At 47.4% G+C, this 12,635-nt stretch carries 14 protein-coding genes; 2 read left to right on the top strand and 12 right to left on the bottom strand.

The window, feature by feature from the left end:
* Position 1: 1 nt before the first annotated feature.
* The gene (locus tag AC3QL0_RS08345; RefSeq protein WP_493010926.1) at positions 2–340 is read right to left on the bottom strand and encodes a c-type cytochrome; all 339 of its coding nucleotides are present in this window, start codon (positions 338–340) and stop codon (positions 2–4) included.
* Between the two features lie 59 nt (positions 341–399).
* Between AC3QL0_RS08345 and AC3QL0_RS08340 the strand changes: the two genes are divergently transcribed.
* A complete protein-coding gene (locus AC3QL0_RS08340; protein ID WP_493010925.1) occupies positions 400–825 on the top strand; it encodes a universal stress protein in 426 nt (141 codons plus the stop codon).
* 47 nt (positions 826–872) lie between these two features.
* Here AC3QL0_RS08340 and fumC read toward each other — a convergent pair whose 3' ends face one another.
* Genes fumC through AC3QL0_RS08320 form a run of 4 tightly spaced genes read right to left on the bottom strand, consistent with a single transcriptional unit; the run spans position 873 to position 5,125 of the window.
* Positions 873–2,273: a class II fumarate hydratase gene (gene fumC / locus AC3QL0_RS08335; RefSeq protein WP_430219861.1), complete on the bottom strand. Its 1,401-nt coding sequence runs from the start codon at positions 2,271–2,273 to the stop codon at positions 873–875.
* Positions 2,274–2,295: 22 nt separating this feature from the next.
* Positions 2,296–3,345: a type I glyceraldehyde-3-phosphate dehydrogenase gene (locus AC3QL0_RS08330; protein WP_493010924.1), complete on the bottom strand. Its 1,050-nt coding sequence runs from the start codon at positions 3,343–3,345 to the stop codon at positions 2,296–2,298.
* Positions 3,346–3,369: 24 nt separating this feature from the next.
* Positions 3,370–4,143 (bottom strand): SDR family oxidoreductase, encoded by a 774-nt coding sequence (locus tag AC3QL0_RS08325; protein ID WP_493010923.1) that lies wholly within the window; start codon positions 4,141–4,143, stop codon positions 3,370–3,372.
* A 13-nt stretch (positions 4,144–4,156) separates the two neighbouring features.
* Positions 4,157–5,125, bottom strand: a complete 969-nt coding sequence (locus AC3QL0_RS08320; RefSeq protein ID WP_493010922.1) for a D-2-hydroxyacid dehydrogenase — start codon at positions 5,123–5,125, stop codon at positions 4,157–4,159.
* Between the two features lie 171 nt (positions 5,126–5,296).
* Between AC3QL0_RS08320 and AC3QL0_RS08315 the strand changes: the two genes are divergently transcribed.
* Complete coding sequence (locus AC3QL0_RS08315; RefSeq protein WP_493010921.1) at positions 5,297–5,905, top strand: glutathione S-transferase family protein; 609 nt, start codon at positions 5,297–5,299, stop codon at positions 5,903–5,905.
* 1 nt (position 5,906) lies between these two features.
* Here AC3QL0_RS08315 and AC3QL0_RS08310 read toward each other — a convergent pair whose 3' ends face one another.
* The 7 genes from AC3QL0_RS08310 to AC3QL0_RS08280 all read right to left on the bottom strand — a co-directional run bounded on the left by AC3QL0_RS08310 (position 5,907) and on the right by AC3QL0_RS08280 (position 12,576).
* Positions 5,907–6,965, bottom strand: a complete 1,059-nt coding sequence (locus tag AC3QL0_RS08310; RefSeq protein WP_493010920.1) for a tyrosine-type recombinase/integrase — start codon at positions 6,963–6,965, stop codon at positions 5,907–5,909.
* 113 nt (positions 6,966–7,078) lie between these two features.
* Positions 7,079–7,780, bottom strand: a complete 702-nt coding sequence (locus AC3QL0_RS08305) for an ABC transporter ATP-binding protein (RefSeq protein WP_493010919.1) — start codon at positions 7,778–7,780, stop codon at positions 7,079–7,081.
* A 1-nt stretch (position 7,781) separates the two neighbouring features.
* Positions 7,782–8,555 (bottom strand): high-affinity branched-chain amino acid ABC transporter ATP-binding protein LivG, encoded by a 774-nt coding sequence (gene livG / locus AC3QL0_RS08300; protein WP_493010918.1) that lies wholly within the window; start codon positions 8,553–8,555, stop codon positions 7,782–7,784.
* The gene (livM, locus tag AC3QL0_RS08295; protein ID WP_493010917.1) at positions 8,552–9,778 is read right to left on the bottom strand and encodes a high-affinity branched-chain amino acid ABC transporter permease LivM; all 1,227 of its coding nucleotides are present in this window, start codon (positions 9,776–9,778) and stop codon (positions 8,552–8,554) included. Before livM ends, livG begins: the two co-directional genes overlap by 4 nt.
* Entirely contained in the window at positions 9,778–10,704 is a 927-nt protein-coding gene (livH, locus tag AC3QL0_RS08290) for a high-affinity branched-chain amino acid ABC transporter permease LivH (protein WP_135861610.1), read from the bottom strand. Before livH ends, livM begins: the two co-directional genes overlap by 1 nt.
* 106 nt (positions 10,705–10,810) lie before the next feature.
* On the bottom strand, positions 10,811–11,926 hold the full coding sequence (locus tag AC3QL0_RS08285; protein WP_493010916.1) for a high-affinity branched-chain amino acid ABC transporter substrate-binding protein: 1,116 nt from the start codon (positions 11,924–11,926) through the stop codon (positions 10,811–10,813).
* A 161-nt stretch (positions 11,927–12,087) separates the two neighbouring features.
* Positions 12,088–12,576 (bottom strand): VUT family protein, encoded by a 489-nt coding sequence (locus tag AC3QL0_RS08280; protein WP_493010962.1) that lies wholly within the window; start codon positions 12,574–12,576, stop codon positions 12,088–12,090.
* Positions 12,577–12,635 lie beyond the last annotated feature (59 nt).

Below are 12,635 nucleotides of genomic sequence, written 5' to 3'. Positions count from 1 at the left end.
ATTAGTGTTCCGAGGCCCCAGATACTATCCACTCTACGATAATCTCTAGATCAGCATCACTTATTTTGGTGTTGGGTGGCATGGCAACAGGCCCCCATACACCTTGGCTACCACGTCGTATATGTGTTTTGAGTAATTCGGCGCGTTCTGCACTGACAGGCTCTGCTTCAGAAATACTTTGGAAAGAAGGTCCAAGCAATTTTTTGTCGATGCGGTGGCAGGCCAAGCAGGTGTTTTTCTTGAGTAGTTCTAGTACGTCATGTGCAGAGGTTTGAGCTACTACAGCTTGCTGCGGGGCAAGTATCAAACAAAGAGCAATAAAGCTGTATCGTCTTAACATTATGTAGATACTCTCACATTACAATAGTCATTATGTTCCCCCTAGACTGAGGATATATTATGCGTAAAATTTTAGTACCAGTTGATGGTTCCGACGCCTCTACCCGTGCGGTGCAAATGGCAATTACGATGCTTAAATCCATTCCGGATGGCGAATTGCACATTGTGACTGTGCAGGCCCCTATCGTGTCGCGCAATGTATCTCGTTTTTTTGCCCCAGAAGTACTGAGCGAATATTATCAGGACGAAGGCAATGCTGCACTAGCACCAGCAGTAGAACTGGCTACTCAGTCGGGAGTAAAGTTTCAGAAAAACGTGCTGATGGGTTCGGTTGCTGAAAGCATTGAAGAATATGTACAGTTGCACCACTGCGACCACATTATCATGGGCAGCCGTGGTTTAGGCGCTATCCCTGGTTTGGTACTGGGTTCTGTCACCACTAAAGTCTTGAGTTTGGTAAGCGTGCCGGTAACGCTAATCAAATAAAAAAAATCCGGCAGGTAGTGATATGCCACCTACCGGATTTCATCGCGTTATACCGATGGTTGTGTCATAGCCAATGGGTTGATCCAGCTATCGTATTCCGCTTCGGTTAAAAAGCCTGATTCAAGCGCTGCTTCTTTCAGGCTTTGTCCTTTCAGATGAGCTGTTTTCGCAATTTTGGCTGCTTTGTCGTAGCCAATATGCTTGTTTAGCGCTGTTACCAACATCAGGTTTTTCTCTAGATTCTCACGAATACGCTCTTCATGAGGCAAGATACCGACGGCGCAATGTTCGTCAAAAGACAAACACGCATCGCTGATCAACGCAATACTTTCCATCACGTTGTGCACCATCACTGGCTTATAAACGTTCAACTGAAAGTTACCTTGTGAACCGGCAAACGCTACCGCTGCATCGTTACCAAACACCTGTACGCACACCATCGTCATGGCTTCACATTGTGTAGGGTTAACTTTGCCTGGCATGATCGAAGAACCTGGCTCATTTTCTGGGATTTGGATCTCACCGATACCACAACGAGGGCCGCTGGCTAACCAACGCACGTCGTTTGCAATTTTCATCAATGCGCCGGCTAACGTACGCAATGAGGCAGACATATTTACCAAGGCGTCGTGAGCAGACAAGGCAAAGAATTTGTTCTCAGCACTGCGGAATGGCAAACCAGTTAATTCTTTCAAATGACGTGCAACAGTATCCCCAAATTTAGGGTGAGCATTCAAACCTGTACCAACAGCGGTACCTCCAATAGCCAAGTCGTAAATGCCTGGTAATTGCGCTTCAACGTGCTCCAACGCGAAGTCTAACTGTGCTGCCCAGCTGCCAATTTCTTGCCCCAAAGTGATGGGCGTTGCATCTTGCAAGTGAGTACGGCCAGTTTTGACCAGTGTTTCGTAACGAGCTGCCAGTGTTTTAAAGGTGTCACGCAGTTGTGCCACGCTAGGCAATAAGCGTTCTTTAACCTGCAAAGCCACAGCAATATGCATGGCTGTTGGGAAGGTGTCGTTTGAGGACTGGCCACGATTCACGTGATCATTGGGGTGGATAGGGCTTTTGCTACCAATCACACCACCTACCAACTCAATAGCTTTGTTGGAGATGACCTCGTTCGTGTTCATGTTGCTTTGTGTACCAGAACCAGTCTGGAAAACAACCAACGGGAATTCTGCATCTAATTTGTTTTCAACCACTAACTGCGCGGCTGCCACGATAGGGTCTGCGATCTCAGCAGGTAATTCGCCTAACTCTTTGTTGGCCATTGCTGCTGCTTTTTTCAGATAACCCAATGCCTGAATCATGGGCGCTTGCCACACAAAACGCTCTCTTCCAATAGGGAAGTTAATGATAGAGCGCTGGGTTTGCGCACCCCAGTAATGATTTGCTGGGACAGCAATGTCGCCCATTGAATCTTGTTCTATACGTGTATCAGACATGCTTTGCTCCTACAGAGAAAAATTATTTAGTACAGGCCAGCTCTTTGGCTTCTGCCAAGCGCTGCACCCATACTTGTGCAATATCTACTAATCTATTGGCAAAGCCCCACTCGTTGTCAAACCAGACAAAAAGGTTAGCAAAGCCATCGTTATTGGTACGTGTTTGACTGCCATCTACAATCACAGAATGCGGATCATGATTGAAGTCCACGGAAGCATGCGGCTGATTTGTGAAGGCGATGGTAGTACAGGACTTTTCTGCGGCATCTTTAAACAGCTGATTGATCGCTTCAGGCGTCGTTTCAGTGTGCAGATTCACCATCAGATCGATGGCCGATACGTTCAAAATGGGAACACGAATAGCTTTGGCTTGAACTTTACCCTGCAGTTGCGGCAATAAACGCTCTACCCCTTGAGCTAACCCAGTTGCCACCGGCACTATAGATTGCATTGCCGAACGGGTGCGGCGCAAATCTTTGTGGTGGTAGCCATCAATCATAGGTTGGTCATTCATGACCGAGTGCAAGGTAGTCAGAAAGCAATGTTCTATGCCAAAGGCTTTATCTAGCACTGCCAGTACGGGAATAATGGCGTTTGTGGTGCACGATGCATTAGACACAATACGGTGATGTGCTGATAAACCAGCATCATTAATATCCAAAACGGCTGTGTAATCTACATCGGCAGCGCCATTGGCTGGATGAGACACCAATACACGTGGGCAGCCGCTGTCTATAAAGCGCTGTAGCTGCTCACGTTTACCATAGACACCGGAACACTCAATGACCAAGTCTAGATTTAGGCTTTTCCAGTCTACGTCTTCTGGGTTTTGGGCATGGGTAACAGCAATAGTATGGCCATCAATCACCAAAGATTGTTCATTATGATTGATTTGGGCAGCCGGAAACGGGCCGTGCGTAGAGTCAAAACGTGTTAAGTAAGCCATGCTTTCCATATCCGCTGGCTCATTAATGGCAACCACTTGCAGCGTATCCTGCAATTTGCGTTCATAAATAGCACGTAAAACACATCGCCCTATGCGACCGTATCCATTGATTGCTATGCGTGTCACAGGCGTTCCCATGCCCATCCTTGTTTAAAAAGTAATAGAAAAACCACCGTCCACAACCACGATATGACCGTTGACGTAACTGGCAGACTTTGAGGCTAAAAACACGGCAGCAGGTGTAATTTCAGCTGGCTGAGCCCATCTAGCCAACGGATTCCTGCCAATCACATGTGCGCCTTTAACAGGATCGCTGGCCAATGCTTGGTTGGATTCTGTAGCAAAGGTGCCTGGCGCAATACCATTGCTAGTAATGCCCTGTGAGCCAAACTCAACTGCCAAGGAGCGTACCAGCGCTTCCAAGCCCTGTTTAGCAACAGGATACACCGCATCCCCTGCCCTGGCTATGCGACCGGCGATAGAGCTAAACGTGATGATACGGCCATAGCCTTTAGCTGCCATTCCCATCGCCGCAAGCTTAGATAACACTACTGTAGCCGTCAGATTGTCTTGTATATGTTGCGCAATTTCGAGCGCGCTTAGCTCACTAAATGGGCGGCGCAAACGACCACCTACCGTGTTCACTAAAATATCTGGCTGTACGGTTAGGGTTGCATAGGAGGCTTCTAGTGTATTGAGATCAGAAATGTCTTGGCACCATATAGAAGCCTTATAACCTGCGTCGAGCAAGCGCTTTTGTGCAGCCTGTAATGGCGCCAAGCTTCTACCATTCAAGATCACATGCGCGCCTAAACCAGCATATGCAGCGGCAATCGCCCAGCCTAATCCTTGAGCTGACCCTGTAATCAACGCCGTTTGACCATGTAGATCAAACGAAGGAATAAATGACTCTACAGTTTGCATGCTACTACCTAGCTCACATCACCACGTTACGCGGCGTACCAGCGATAAAAGCTTCTATATTGCCCACCAACTGATCGGCTAATGCTTGAACCGCTTCTTGGCTTGCCCACGCGACGTGTGGCGTGAAGATAAAGTTAGGCAAATCCATCAAGCTAAAGAGTATATTGTCATCGCGCGGAGGTTCAGGTGTGGTCACATCTATGCCTGCACCACTGATTTGCCCGCTACGTAAGGCAACAGCCAAATCTTCTTCACAAATTAGCCCGCCTCTGGCTGTATTGATCACCAAAGGATGCTTATCCATCATGGCAAATTCTTTGGCAGTAAGCAAATTGGCGGTTTCGGGCGTTAACGGACAATGCAAACTGATGATATCCGAGCTACGCAGCATGTGTTCAAACGATACTTTGCCATCGCTGACATCATTACTGCCTTTGCGAGCAGCAAATTGCACAGTCATGCCTAAGCCTTGGGCTAACTTTGCTACTGACTGCCCCAACGCTCCTGAGCCAATAATGCCCATTGTGCTACCTGCTAAGTCACGTATAGGGTAGTCAAAATAGCAAAATTGCTGTGATTCTTGCCAGCGCCCACGAGCAACGGATTGGTGATAAGCAAACAAACTGCGTCGTAATGCGAAAATCAGCGCTAATGTATGTTCTGGTACTGTGTGTTCTGCGTAATTACGCACGTTGCACACCACGATGTTGCGGTTCTTACAGGCATCTAGAGCCACGTTGTTATAGCCGGTAGCGGCTATTGCCACTAATTTCAGTGAGGTAGCAGCCTCTACCACTGCTGGACTGACAGGCGCTTTATTGCTAATAATGATGTCGGCTGTTTTACAGCGCTCTATGGCTTGAGCTTCGGTGCTTTTTTCGTAGCAAACCAATTCATGCGGAAAAGAAAATGCCTGCAATTGCGTATGCGGGCCTAGTGTCTCGCTATCGAGAAAAACAATGCGTTGAGGCTGATTTAACATATGACACTCATAGTAGGATCAAACATGGCACATGACGCGTATGAGTACGCGTATCATAGTCATCTAGTCTACCGTAGTAATGTGTGACACTGCAGTTCCCTGTGTGAAAAACGGGGTTATTGCATGCTATAAACATCTAGGTTTTTTGTTTTTTTCCGTGAAGGGGCTCTTATGAAACTGTATTACATGGCTGGTTCTTGTGCTTTGGTATCACATATTGTGCTGGAGTGGATTGGTAAACCGTACCAAGCTCAAGCCGTTAGCCGCAAAGAACTTAAAGAACCTGCTTTTCTGGCTCTAAACCCATTGGGCTCTGTGCCTGCGTTTGTAGATGACGATATGTTGTTGACACAAAGCATGGCTATCTTGGAATACTTGGCGGAAAGTGCTCCAGAACAAAACTTGCTAGGCACTACACCACAGCAACGTGCTGAAACTCGTCGTTCATTGGCTTTCTTGAACTCCGACGTACACAAAAACTTTGGCGTGATGTTTGGTATCCAGGGCTACACACAAAACGAAGAAGCCCAGAAAGAAGTCAAAGAAAACACTGCTAAGCGGTTGCGTGGCTACTTTGAATTGCTGGATAAACAATTAGAAGGCAAAGATTGGCTGACAGGCACACGCTCTATCGCCGACCCATACTTGTACGTGGTCATGCGTTGGGCACCTATTCAGAAGATCGACTTGAGCGACTTGCCTAACTTACAGCGCTTCTTCAAAAACATGGAAGCTGACGCTGGTGTTCAAGCTGCTCTGAAAGCAGAAGGTTTAGCGTAATTTAGCAGTTATAGCTTTTGAAATGACGCCATTCGGCGGCTAGCCTGGAACTTCCGGCAGCCGCCGCTACGAAGCCCATACGTCTATCTAACTCTGACAAACTGGCACCCTCTTCTAGCAATATTCCTCCATAGCTATTACGTAGCTTTTGTGCAGTTAGTCCAGTAATTCCATGTTCACTCCCCCAACCGGACACAATTCTGGCCAACGTAGCTGGGTTCATGGTTTCTTTGGCTCTAAATTCAGATGGCACTCTATTGGACGGGAAAAAAAGTTGGTGTCCAACCGCATGCTCTAAACGCTGCTTCCAGCTCAACACAATTCCTACTGCCCATTCAGGCATTGCTAATACTCTGTGTTTGCCACCGTAGTCTTGTATATAGGCATGAATAGTAGAGTCTTCGGGATTACTGCGATTTAACGCCAATTGCTCTTGCAGTGAAAAACTAATAAAGCAGCCAGTATCTATGCAATACTCGCCATCGTCATTTGGATGCACAGCATCTATGCGTAGTGACAGCACTTCTAAGGCTTTTAGCCCACATCCCAACAGTAGTGCTATAACTGCCGCATTTCTATGCGCTTTCCAAAGCGCAGCAGCAGTCAGACTATGATGTTCTAGTGCTAGACGTTTTTGATCCTCCTCGAGCATCTCTACAATCTCATCACATTGCCAAGGGGTTAGGAATTGCTTACTTTGATTGCTACTAGAGTCACGCCAGGATGTAGCATGCATATCTTGTAGTTGTTGTGATACTGTAGGATTAATCAGTTCTGGTACTTGAGCTTGCAACGCGTCGTAAGCACGCAAAATCACTAATTGATAACGCTCTCGCTGCTGCCTATTAGTATCTTCTAAACTGCGTAGGAAGCTGCTGATATGGGTTTCATTAACCGTATTGATATTCAGCCGTTGTGTAGGCAGCCAATCTAGAAAGCGTCGCCACAATACTTGGTAAATCCGTTTACTGGATAACCTAAAAGGCGGATGCTGACTATCCATCCAACGTTCAAAAAGACTGATGGCTTCTTTGCGACGTAAAGTTTTAGATTCAACCACTTCCCCACCATTTGTTAACTTTTTGTTTGAGTTAAATTTATATCTTCCGTTAGTTGCATTAATTATACCTAAAGAAGCCGGTATTTCACCGGCTTGTCTTTGTTTTCTTTCGTTTACGCACCTAGATAAGCTTTACGAACATCAGGATTAGCTAAAAGATTAGCGCCTGTGTCTTGCATAACAACCTTACCAGTCTCGATTACATAACCTCTATCGGCGACTTGCAGCGCCTTATTCGCATTCTGCTCAACCAGAAATACAGTAACGCCCTCGTCTCTGATTGTGCGGATAATATCGAATATCTGCGCAATGATGAGTGGAGCCAAGCCTAGAGTGGGTTCATCCAGCAGCAACAACCTAGGCTTACTCATCAAAGCTCGTCCAATGGCCAACATCTGTTGCTCACCACCAGACATTGTTCCTGCTCGTTGCGAGGCCCTTTCACGCAATCTAGGGAACAATTCGTATACGTGCTCCTCCCCTTCTGCGATTTGGCTTTTACTAAGAAAGAAACCACCCATTTTCAGATTTTCGGATACTGTTAAATCAGAAAATACACGGCGTCCTTCAGGGGAAATCGCAATACCTCGCTGCATAATGTCATGCGTAGGCAAGTTGGTGATTTCATCGCCTTCAAATGTAATGCGGCCACTCTTAGCGCGCGGCGAACCACATACTGTCATTAGCATCGTGGTTTTGCCTGCACCGTTCGCACCGATCAGAGTGACGATTTCGCCCTTGTTGACCTCTAACGTTACGTCATCCAGAGCCTGAATAGCACCGTAATATGTACTGACATTCTCAAGCTTAAGCACGCTATTCTTCTCCCAGATACGCTTTAATCACGCGCGGATCATTCTGCACTTCTGCCGGTAAGCCTGACGCAATAGGTCTACCGTACTCCATTACCATTACACGATCTGAAATACCCATCACTAGGCTCATATCGTGCTCAATTAACAGTACAGCCACGTTATACTTACTACGCAAATCGTTAATCAGCACTTGCAGATCACGCTTCTCTTGCGGGTTAAGACCCGCAGCGGGCTCATCCAACAATAAAATACGTGGGTCCGTGATCATACAACGCGCAATTTCTAAGCGTCGTTGCAAACCATACGCCAAGTTACCTGCCTCACGGTTCGCAAACTCGCGCAGACCTAAGTAATCTAACCAATGTGCAGCACGCTCTAGGGCTTTTTCCTCAGAGTGCCTATGCTTAGGCAACTTGAGCAAACCGCCCAACAACCCTGTGTAAATACGGGTATGCTGCGCCACCATCAGGTTTTCCAATACCGTTAGGTTTTTAAACAGCCGTACGTTTTGGAAGGTGCGCACAATACCTTTGCGCGCCACCATATGGCTAGGCAAGCCCTGTATGGACTCACCATCGAGACGAATATTTCCTTCGCTAGGCTTATAGAAACCACTGATGCAGTTAAATACAGTCGTTTTACCTGCACCATTAGGCCCAATAATAGCGAATACTTCTTGAGGCTCTAAGTCGAACTTAACACCGTCTACGGCCAACAGACCGCCAAAACGCATGCGCAAGCCGTCTACTTCTAATATCTTCTTAGCTTGTGTCATGGTTTTAGCTCCACATGTGGACGTTTAGCTGGCAACAATCCTTGTGGACGCCAAATCATCATCAACACCATCACCAAACCAAATACCAGCATTCTGTATTCTGCAAACTGACGGGCAAACTCAGGCAATACCGTTAACAATATTGCCGCCAAAATCACCCCCACCTGTGAGCCCATACCCCCCAACACAACAATTGCTAGAATCAGCGCGGATTCGATAAAGGTAAAGGACTCGGGGTTAACAATCCCTTGTCGTGCTGCAAAGAACGCGCCGCCGAAACCTGCAAAGGTCGCACCAATTGTAAAGGCTGAAAGTTTGATACCAGTAGGGTTCAGGCCCAATGAACGGCACGCAATTTCATCTTCTCGCAGCGCTTCCCAGGCACGACCTATAGGCATACGCAACAGGCGGTTAGAAACGAAGAAAGTAATCAACGCCAACACCAACGCCAATATATACAAATACGTGGTCATGTCTTGGTTATTAAAGGCCCAGCCCATCAGTTCGTGGAAGCTGGTCTCACCTTCTGGCGCACGGCGCACCATGGGGTAACCAAATACGGTAGGTTTAGGAATACCGGAAATACCATCTGGACCGCCTGTGAAATCGTACAGATTGATCAACAGCAAGCGAATGATCTCACCAAAACCTAAGGTCACAATAGCCAGGTAGTCTCCGCGCAAACGCAAAACGGGGAAGCCCAGCAAATAGCCAAAGATACCGGCCATCACACCCGAAAATGGCAGTGCCCACCAAAAACCTAGGCCTAGCCAGTGATACATCAATGCGTAGGTATAAGCACCCACAGCATAAAAGCCCACAAAGCCTAAATCCAGCAGACCAGCGTAGCCCACCACGATATTCAACCCCAATGCCAACATCACATAAATCAGCACTAAAGTAGCAATATCAATCTGCGAACGCCCGGAGAAGAAAGGCCATACCAATGCCAGAATGATTAGGGCACCAATGAGGACTTGGCGCAAGCGATCGCCCATTGGGGGAATCTTGAACGATACGCCACCTTTGGAGAGCTTTCCTGCCAAGGCAGGACGCAGCAGTTGCACAATAAAAACAGCCGCCATGCCATAAAAAATCAATGGCCACTCTGGCTGAACCGTTGTGTTCATCCCTGAGCGTAGAATCTGAAAACCAAAGACAGGGGCGACAATCACGCCTGCAATAAATGCGGCGAACAATGCTTGTTTAATTCGACTTGCCATTAAACTTTTTCCACTTCTGGTTTACCAAGCAGGCCTGTAGGACGGAACAGCAGAATCAGCACTAGCAAGCTGAACGCAACGATGTCCTTGTACTGCGATGAGATATAAGCAGCGGCAAAAGTTTCTGCTAGCCCTAGCAGAACACCACCCAGCATAGCGCCAGGAATGCTACCAATACCACCCAACACAGCAGCGGTAAATGCCTTAATACCGGCGATAAACCCAATGTAGGGATTCAATTTACCAATAGCCAATGCAATCAATACCCCACCTACGGCGGCAAGCATGGCGCCAATCACAAAAGTGAAAGAGATCACCTTGTTGGTATCAATACCTAGCAAATTTGCCATGCGTAAGTCTTGAGAACAAGCTCGCGAAGCACGGCCCATACGGGAATATTTGATGTAGAAGCTCAGCGCAACCATCAAGACCACCGTAACAACGATGATTAAAATACGCGAATACGCAGCTGTCACCGTGAAGTCGTCCCCCATAGGGATCTGTACAGCGCCAGTGACCAGCGCAGGCACAGCCATATCGCGTGCACCTTGGCCCAACGCTACCCAGTTCTGCAAGAAAATGGACATACCAATCGCAGAAATCAACGGTACCAAGCGTGGACTACCTCGTAATGGCGCGTAAGCCACCTTCTCTACGGCGAAGCCATAAGCGGCTGTAATGGCCACAGCAACCAAGATCATGATCAGTACGATCAAGAGCACTGGTAAGCCAGAGTTCATGCCAATAATAGATAACGTTACCAACCCTGCATAAGCACCGATCATATAGATCTCGCCATGAGCAAAGTTGATCATTCCGATGATGCCGTAAACCATGGTATAGCCAATGGCAATCAACGCATAAATAGCACCCAGCGACAGCCCGTTAAACAGCTGCTGAATTAATTGTGGTAATAAATCAGACATTGAATTTGGGATTCCGAATAAAGCTTTGGCAGGGATTGTAACCCGTAGCTAGATGCTTATTCTGTCTGGCGTCAGTAAATTTCGTGACGCCAGACCTAATTAACGTTTAATTGACTTCAGAGAAACCGTTCTCTTTGTCCCATTTGTAAACTGAAAACTCAAAATGTTTGAGATCCCCCTTATCGTCATAAGCAACATTGCCAATGGCGGTTTCGAAGTTGTTCCCATGCATGTAATCTGCACCTTTAGCGGCATCGTCCCCTACCGCTGTTAAGGTATCAGCAATGATCTGCACAGCAGCATAGGCAGGGAAAGTAAAGGCGCCATCAGGACTGCGTCCATAGGTTTTAAACTCTTCCATGACCTGCTTGTTGCTGTCCATCTTGGCAAAGTCAGCCGGCAAGGTTACCAGCAAACCGTCTACCGCGTCACCTGCAATAGCCACCAAATCTTGGTTTGCTACGCCTTCAGGCCCCATGAACTGCGTGGTAACGCCCTGTTCACGCGCCTGACGCAGCAACAGCCCTAACTCAGCGTGATAACCGCCGAAATAGATCAGATCTGGGTTCATGCTACGCAGTTTAGTGATCACAGCTGAGTAGTCGGTATCCCCTACGTTAATACCCTCGTAAAAGATGATATTGGCACCGCCTTTTGTCAGCGCATCACGCACCTGATTCGCCACGCCCGAACCATAGGTCTGCTTGTCGTGCAGAATGGCAATGCTAGCGGGTTTTAGGTGCTCTAGGATATAGGTGGCAGCAAATGGCCCTTGCTGGTCATCTCTGCCAATGGTGCGGAAGAAGTAATGCGGCTTGATCGTGTCGGTCACAGCAGGCGATGTAGCCCCTGGAGTGATCGCTACAATCCCTTCTTGCTCATAAATGTTCACGGCAGGAACTGCTGTGCCCGAGCATGCGTGTGCAACAGCGAAGTTTGCGCCCGCAGTCATCACTCGGTTCGCGGAAGCAACTGCCTGCTTGGGTTCGCAAGCATCATCAATCAGTACAGCTTCTAATTGGCGGTTGTTCACACCACCTTTGGCATTGATCGCATCAATCGCCGTTAATGCGCCCGCTTGAATTTGATCACCGTATTGTGTAGAAGGCCCAGTCATGGGCTGCACAATACCAATTTTGATGGTGTCACCAGCGGCGTAAGACACCCCCCATCCTGCCCCCATTGCCACTGCTAGGCTAAACCCTAAAGCTGTTAATTTCATTGCTACCACCCCCTGTGAAGCCGTTGCTTTCAGAAAATACGCTTAATTGCTACGGACATAATTTGTAGAAATAAAGTGAACAAAGTTCATGTATTTTCTATAGATGGCCTGACTCTGTCACTACGTAAAAGCCCTAGCGAGGGAGTGAAACTAGCGTTTTTTTACTTATCCTTTGGTCTAGCCAAGTTCCACATTAATGCTCTAAATGGTGCAAGCATAAAAGTATTCAATAGAATCTTAATGGCGAAATCGCCCAGCATTAATGTGTGCCAGGGCATATCTGTACCAGCGAATGCTATACCAAAGAAAACAAATGTATCAACAGCTGCTCCTGCAATACCGCCTATAAAAGGTGCTTGCCACCATTTACCATCGCGCAATCTATCAAATACATGTATATCGGCGAGTTGTGCAATAAGAAACGCCAAGCCTGAAGCAATTGCAATACGTGGAGTTGCTAGCCATGCTGACACTATTAGAGCAGCAATAAAGCCCCACAGAGCTACTTTACGTGCGGTGAGCGGCCCAAACCGTCTATTCAACAGGTCAGACACCAAAAAGGATGCTGGGTACGTGAGCGCCCCCCATGTTAGCCATGGGTTAATGGGGTACTGCACCAATACATTAGAGGCCACGACGATGATGATCATCGCAACAATGGCCACGCCATAATGTATAGGTCGGACCGCCTCAAGGCGGCCCGTTTCAC

It is taken from the genome of Paenalcaligenes sp. GW821-LYS-B07-1, assembly GCF_058803365.1.
This window is presented reverse-complemented; position numbering and strand designations above follow the sequence as displayed.

Coding starts and splice junctions, on each gene's coding strand:
- AC3QL0_RS08285 (WP_493010916.1), bottom strand. CDS start 11,926: ATGAAATTAACAGCTTTAGGGTTTAGCCTAGCAGTGGCAATGGGGGCA.
- livM (WP_493010917.1), bottom strand. CDS start 9,778: ATGGCAAGTCGAATTAAACAAGCATTGTTCGCCGCATTTATTGCAGGC.
- fumC (WP_430219861.1), bottom strand. CDS start 2,273: ATGTCTGATACACGTATAGAACAAGATTCAATGGGCGACATTGCTGTC.
- AC3QL0_RS08280 (WP_493010962.1), bottom strand. CDS start 12,576: ATGATCATCATCGTCGTGGCCTCTAATGTATTGGTGCAGTACCCCATT.
- AC3QL0_RS08315 (WP_493010921.1), top strand. CDS start 5,297: ATGAAACTGTATTACATGGCTGGTTCTTGTGCTTTGGTATCACATATT.
- AC3QL0_RS08340 (WP_493010925.1), top strand. CDS start 400: ATGCGTAAAATTTTAGTACCAGTTGATGGTTCCGACGCCTCTACCCGT.
- AC3QL0_RS08325 (WP_493010923.1), bottom strand. CDS start 4,143: ATGCAAACTGTAGAGTCATTTATTCCTTCGTTTGATCTACATGGTCAA.
- livG (WP_493010918.1), bottom strand. CDS start 8,555: ATGACACAAGCTAAGAAGATATTAGAAGTAGACGGCTTGCGCATGCGT.
- AC3QL0_RS08345 (WP_493010926.1), bottom strand. CDS start 340: ATGTTAAGACGATACAGCTTTATTGCTCTTTGTTTGATACTTGCCCCG.
- AC3QL0_RS08320 (WP_493010922.1), bottom strand. CDS start 5,125: ATGTTAAATCAGCCTCAACGCATTGTTTTTCTCGATAGCGAGACACTA.
- livH (WP_135861610.1), bottom strand. CDS start 10,704: ATGTCTGATTTATTACCACAATTAATTCAGCAGCTGTTTAACGGGCTG.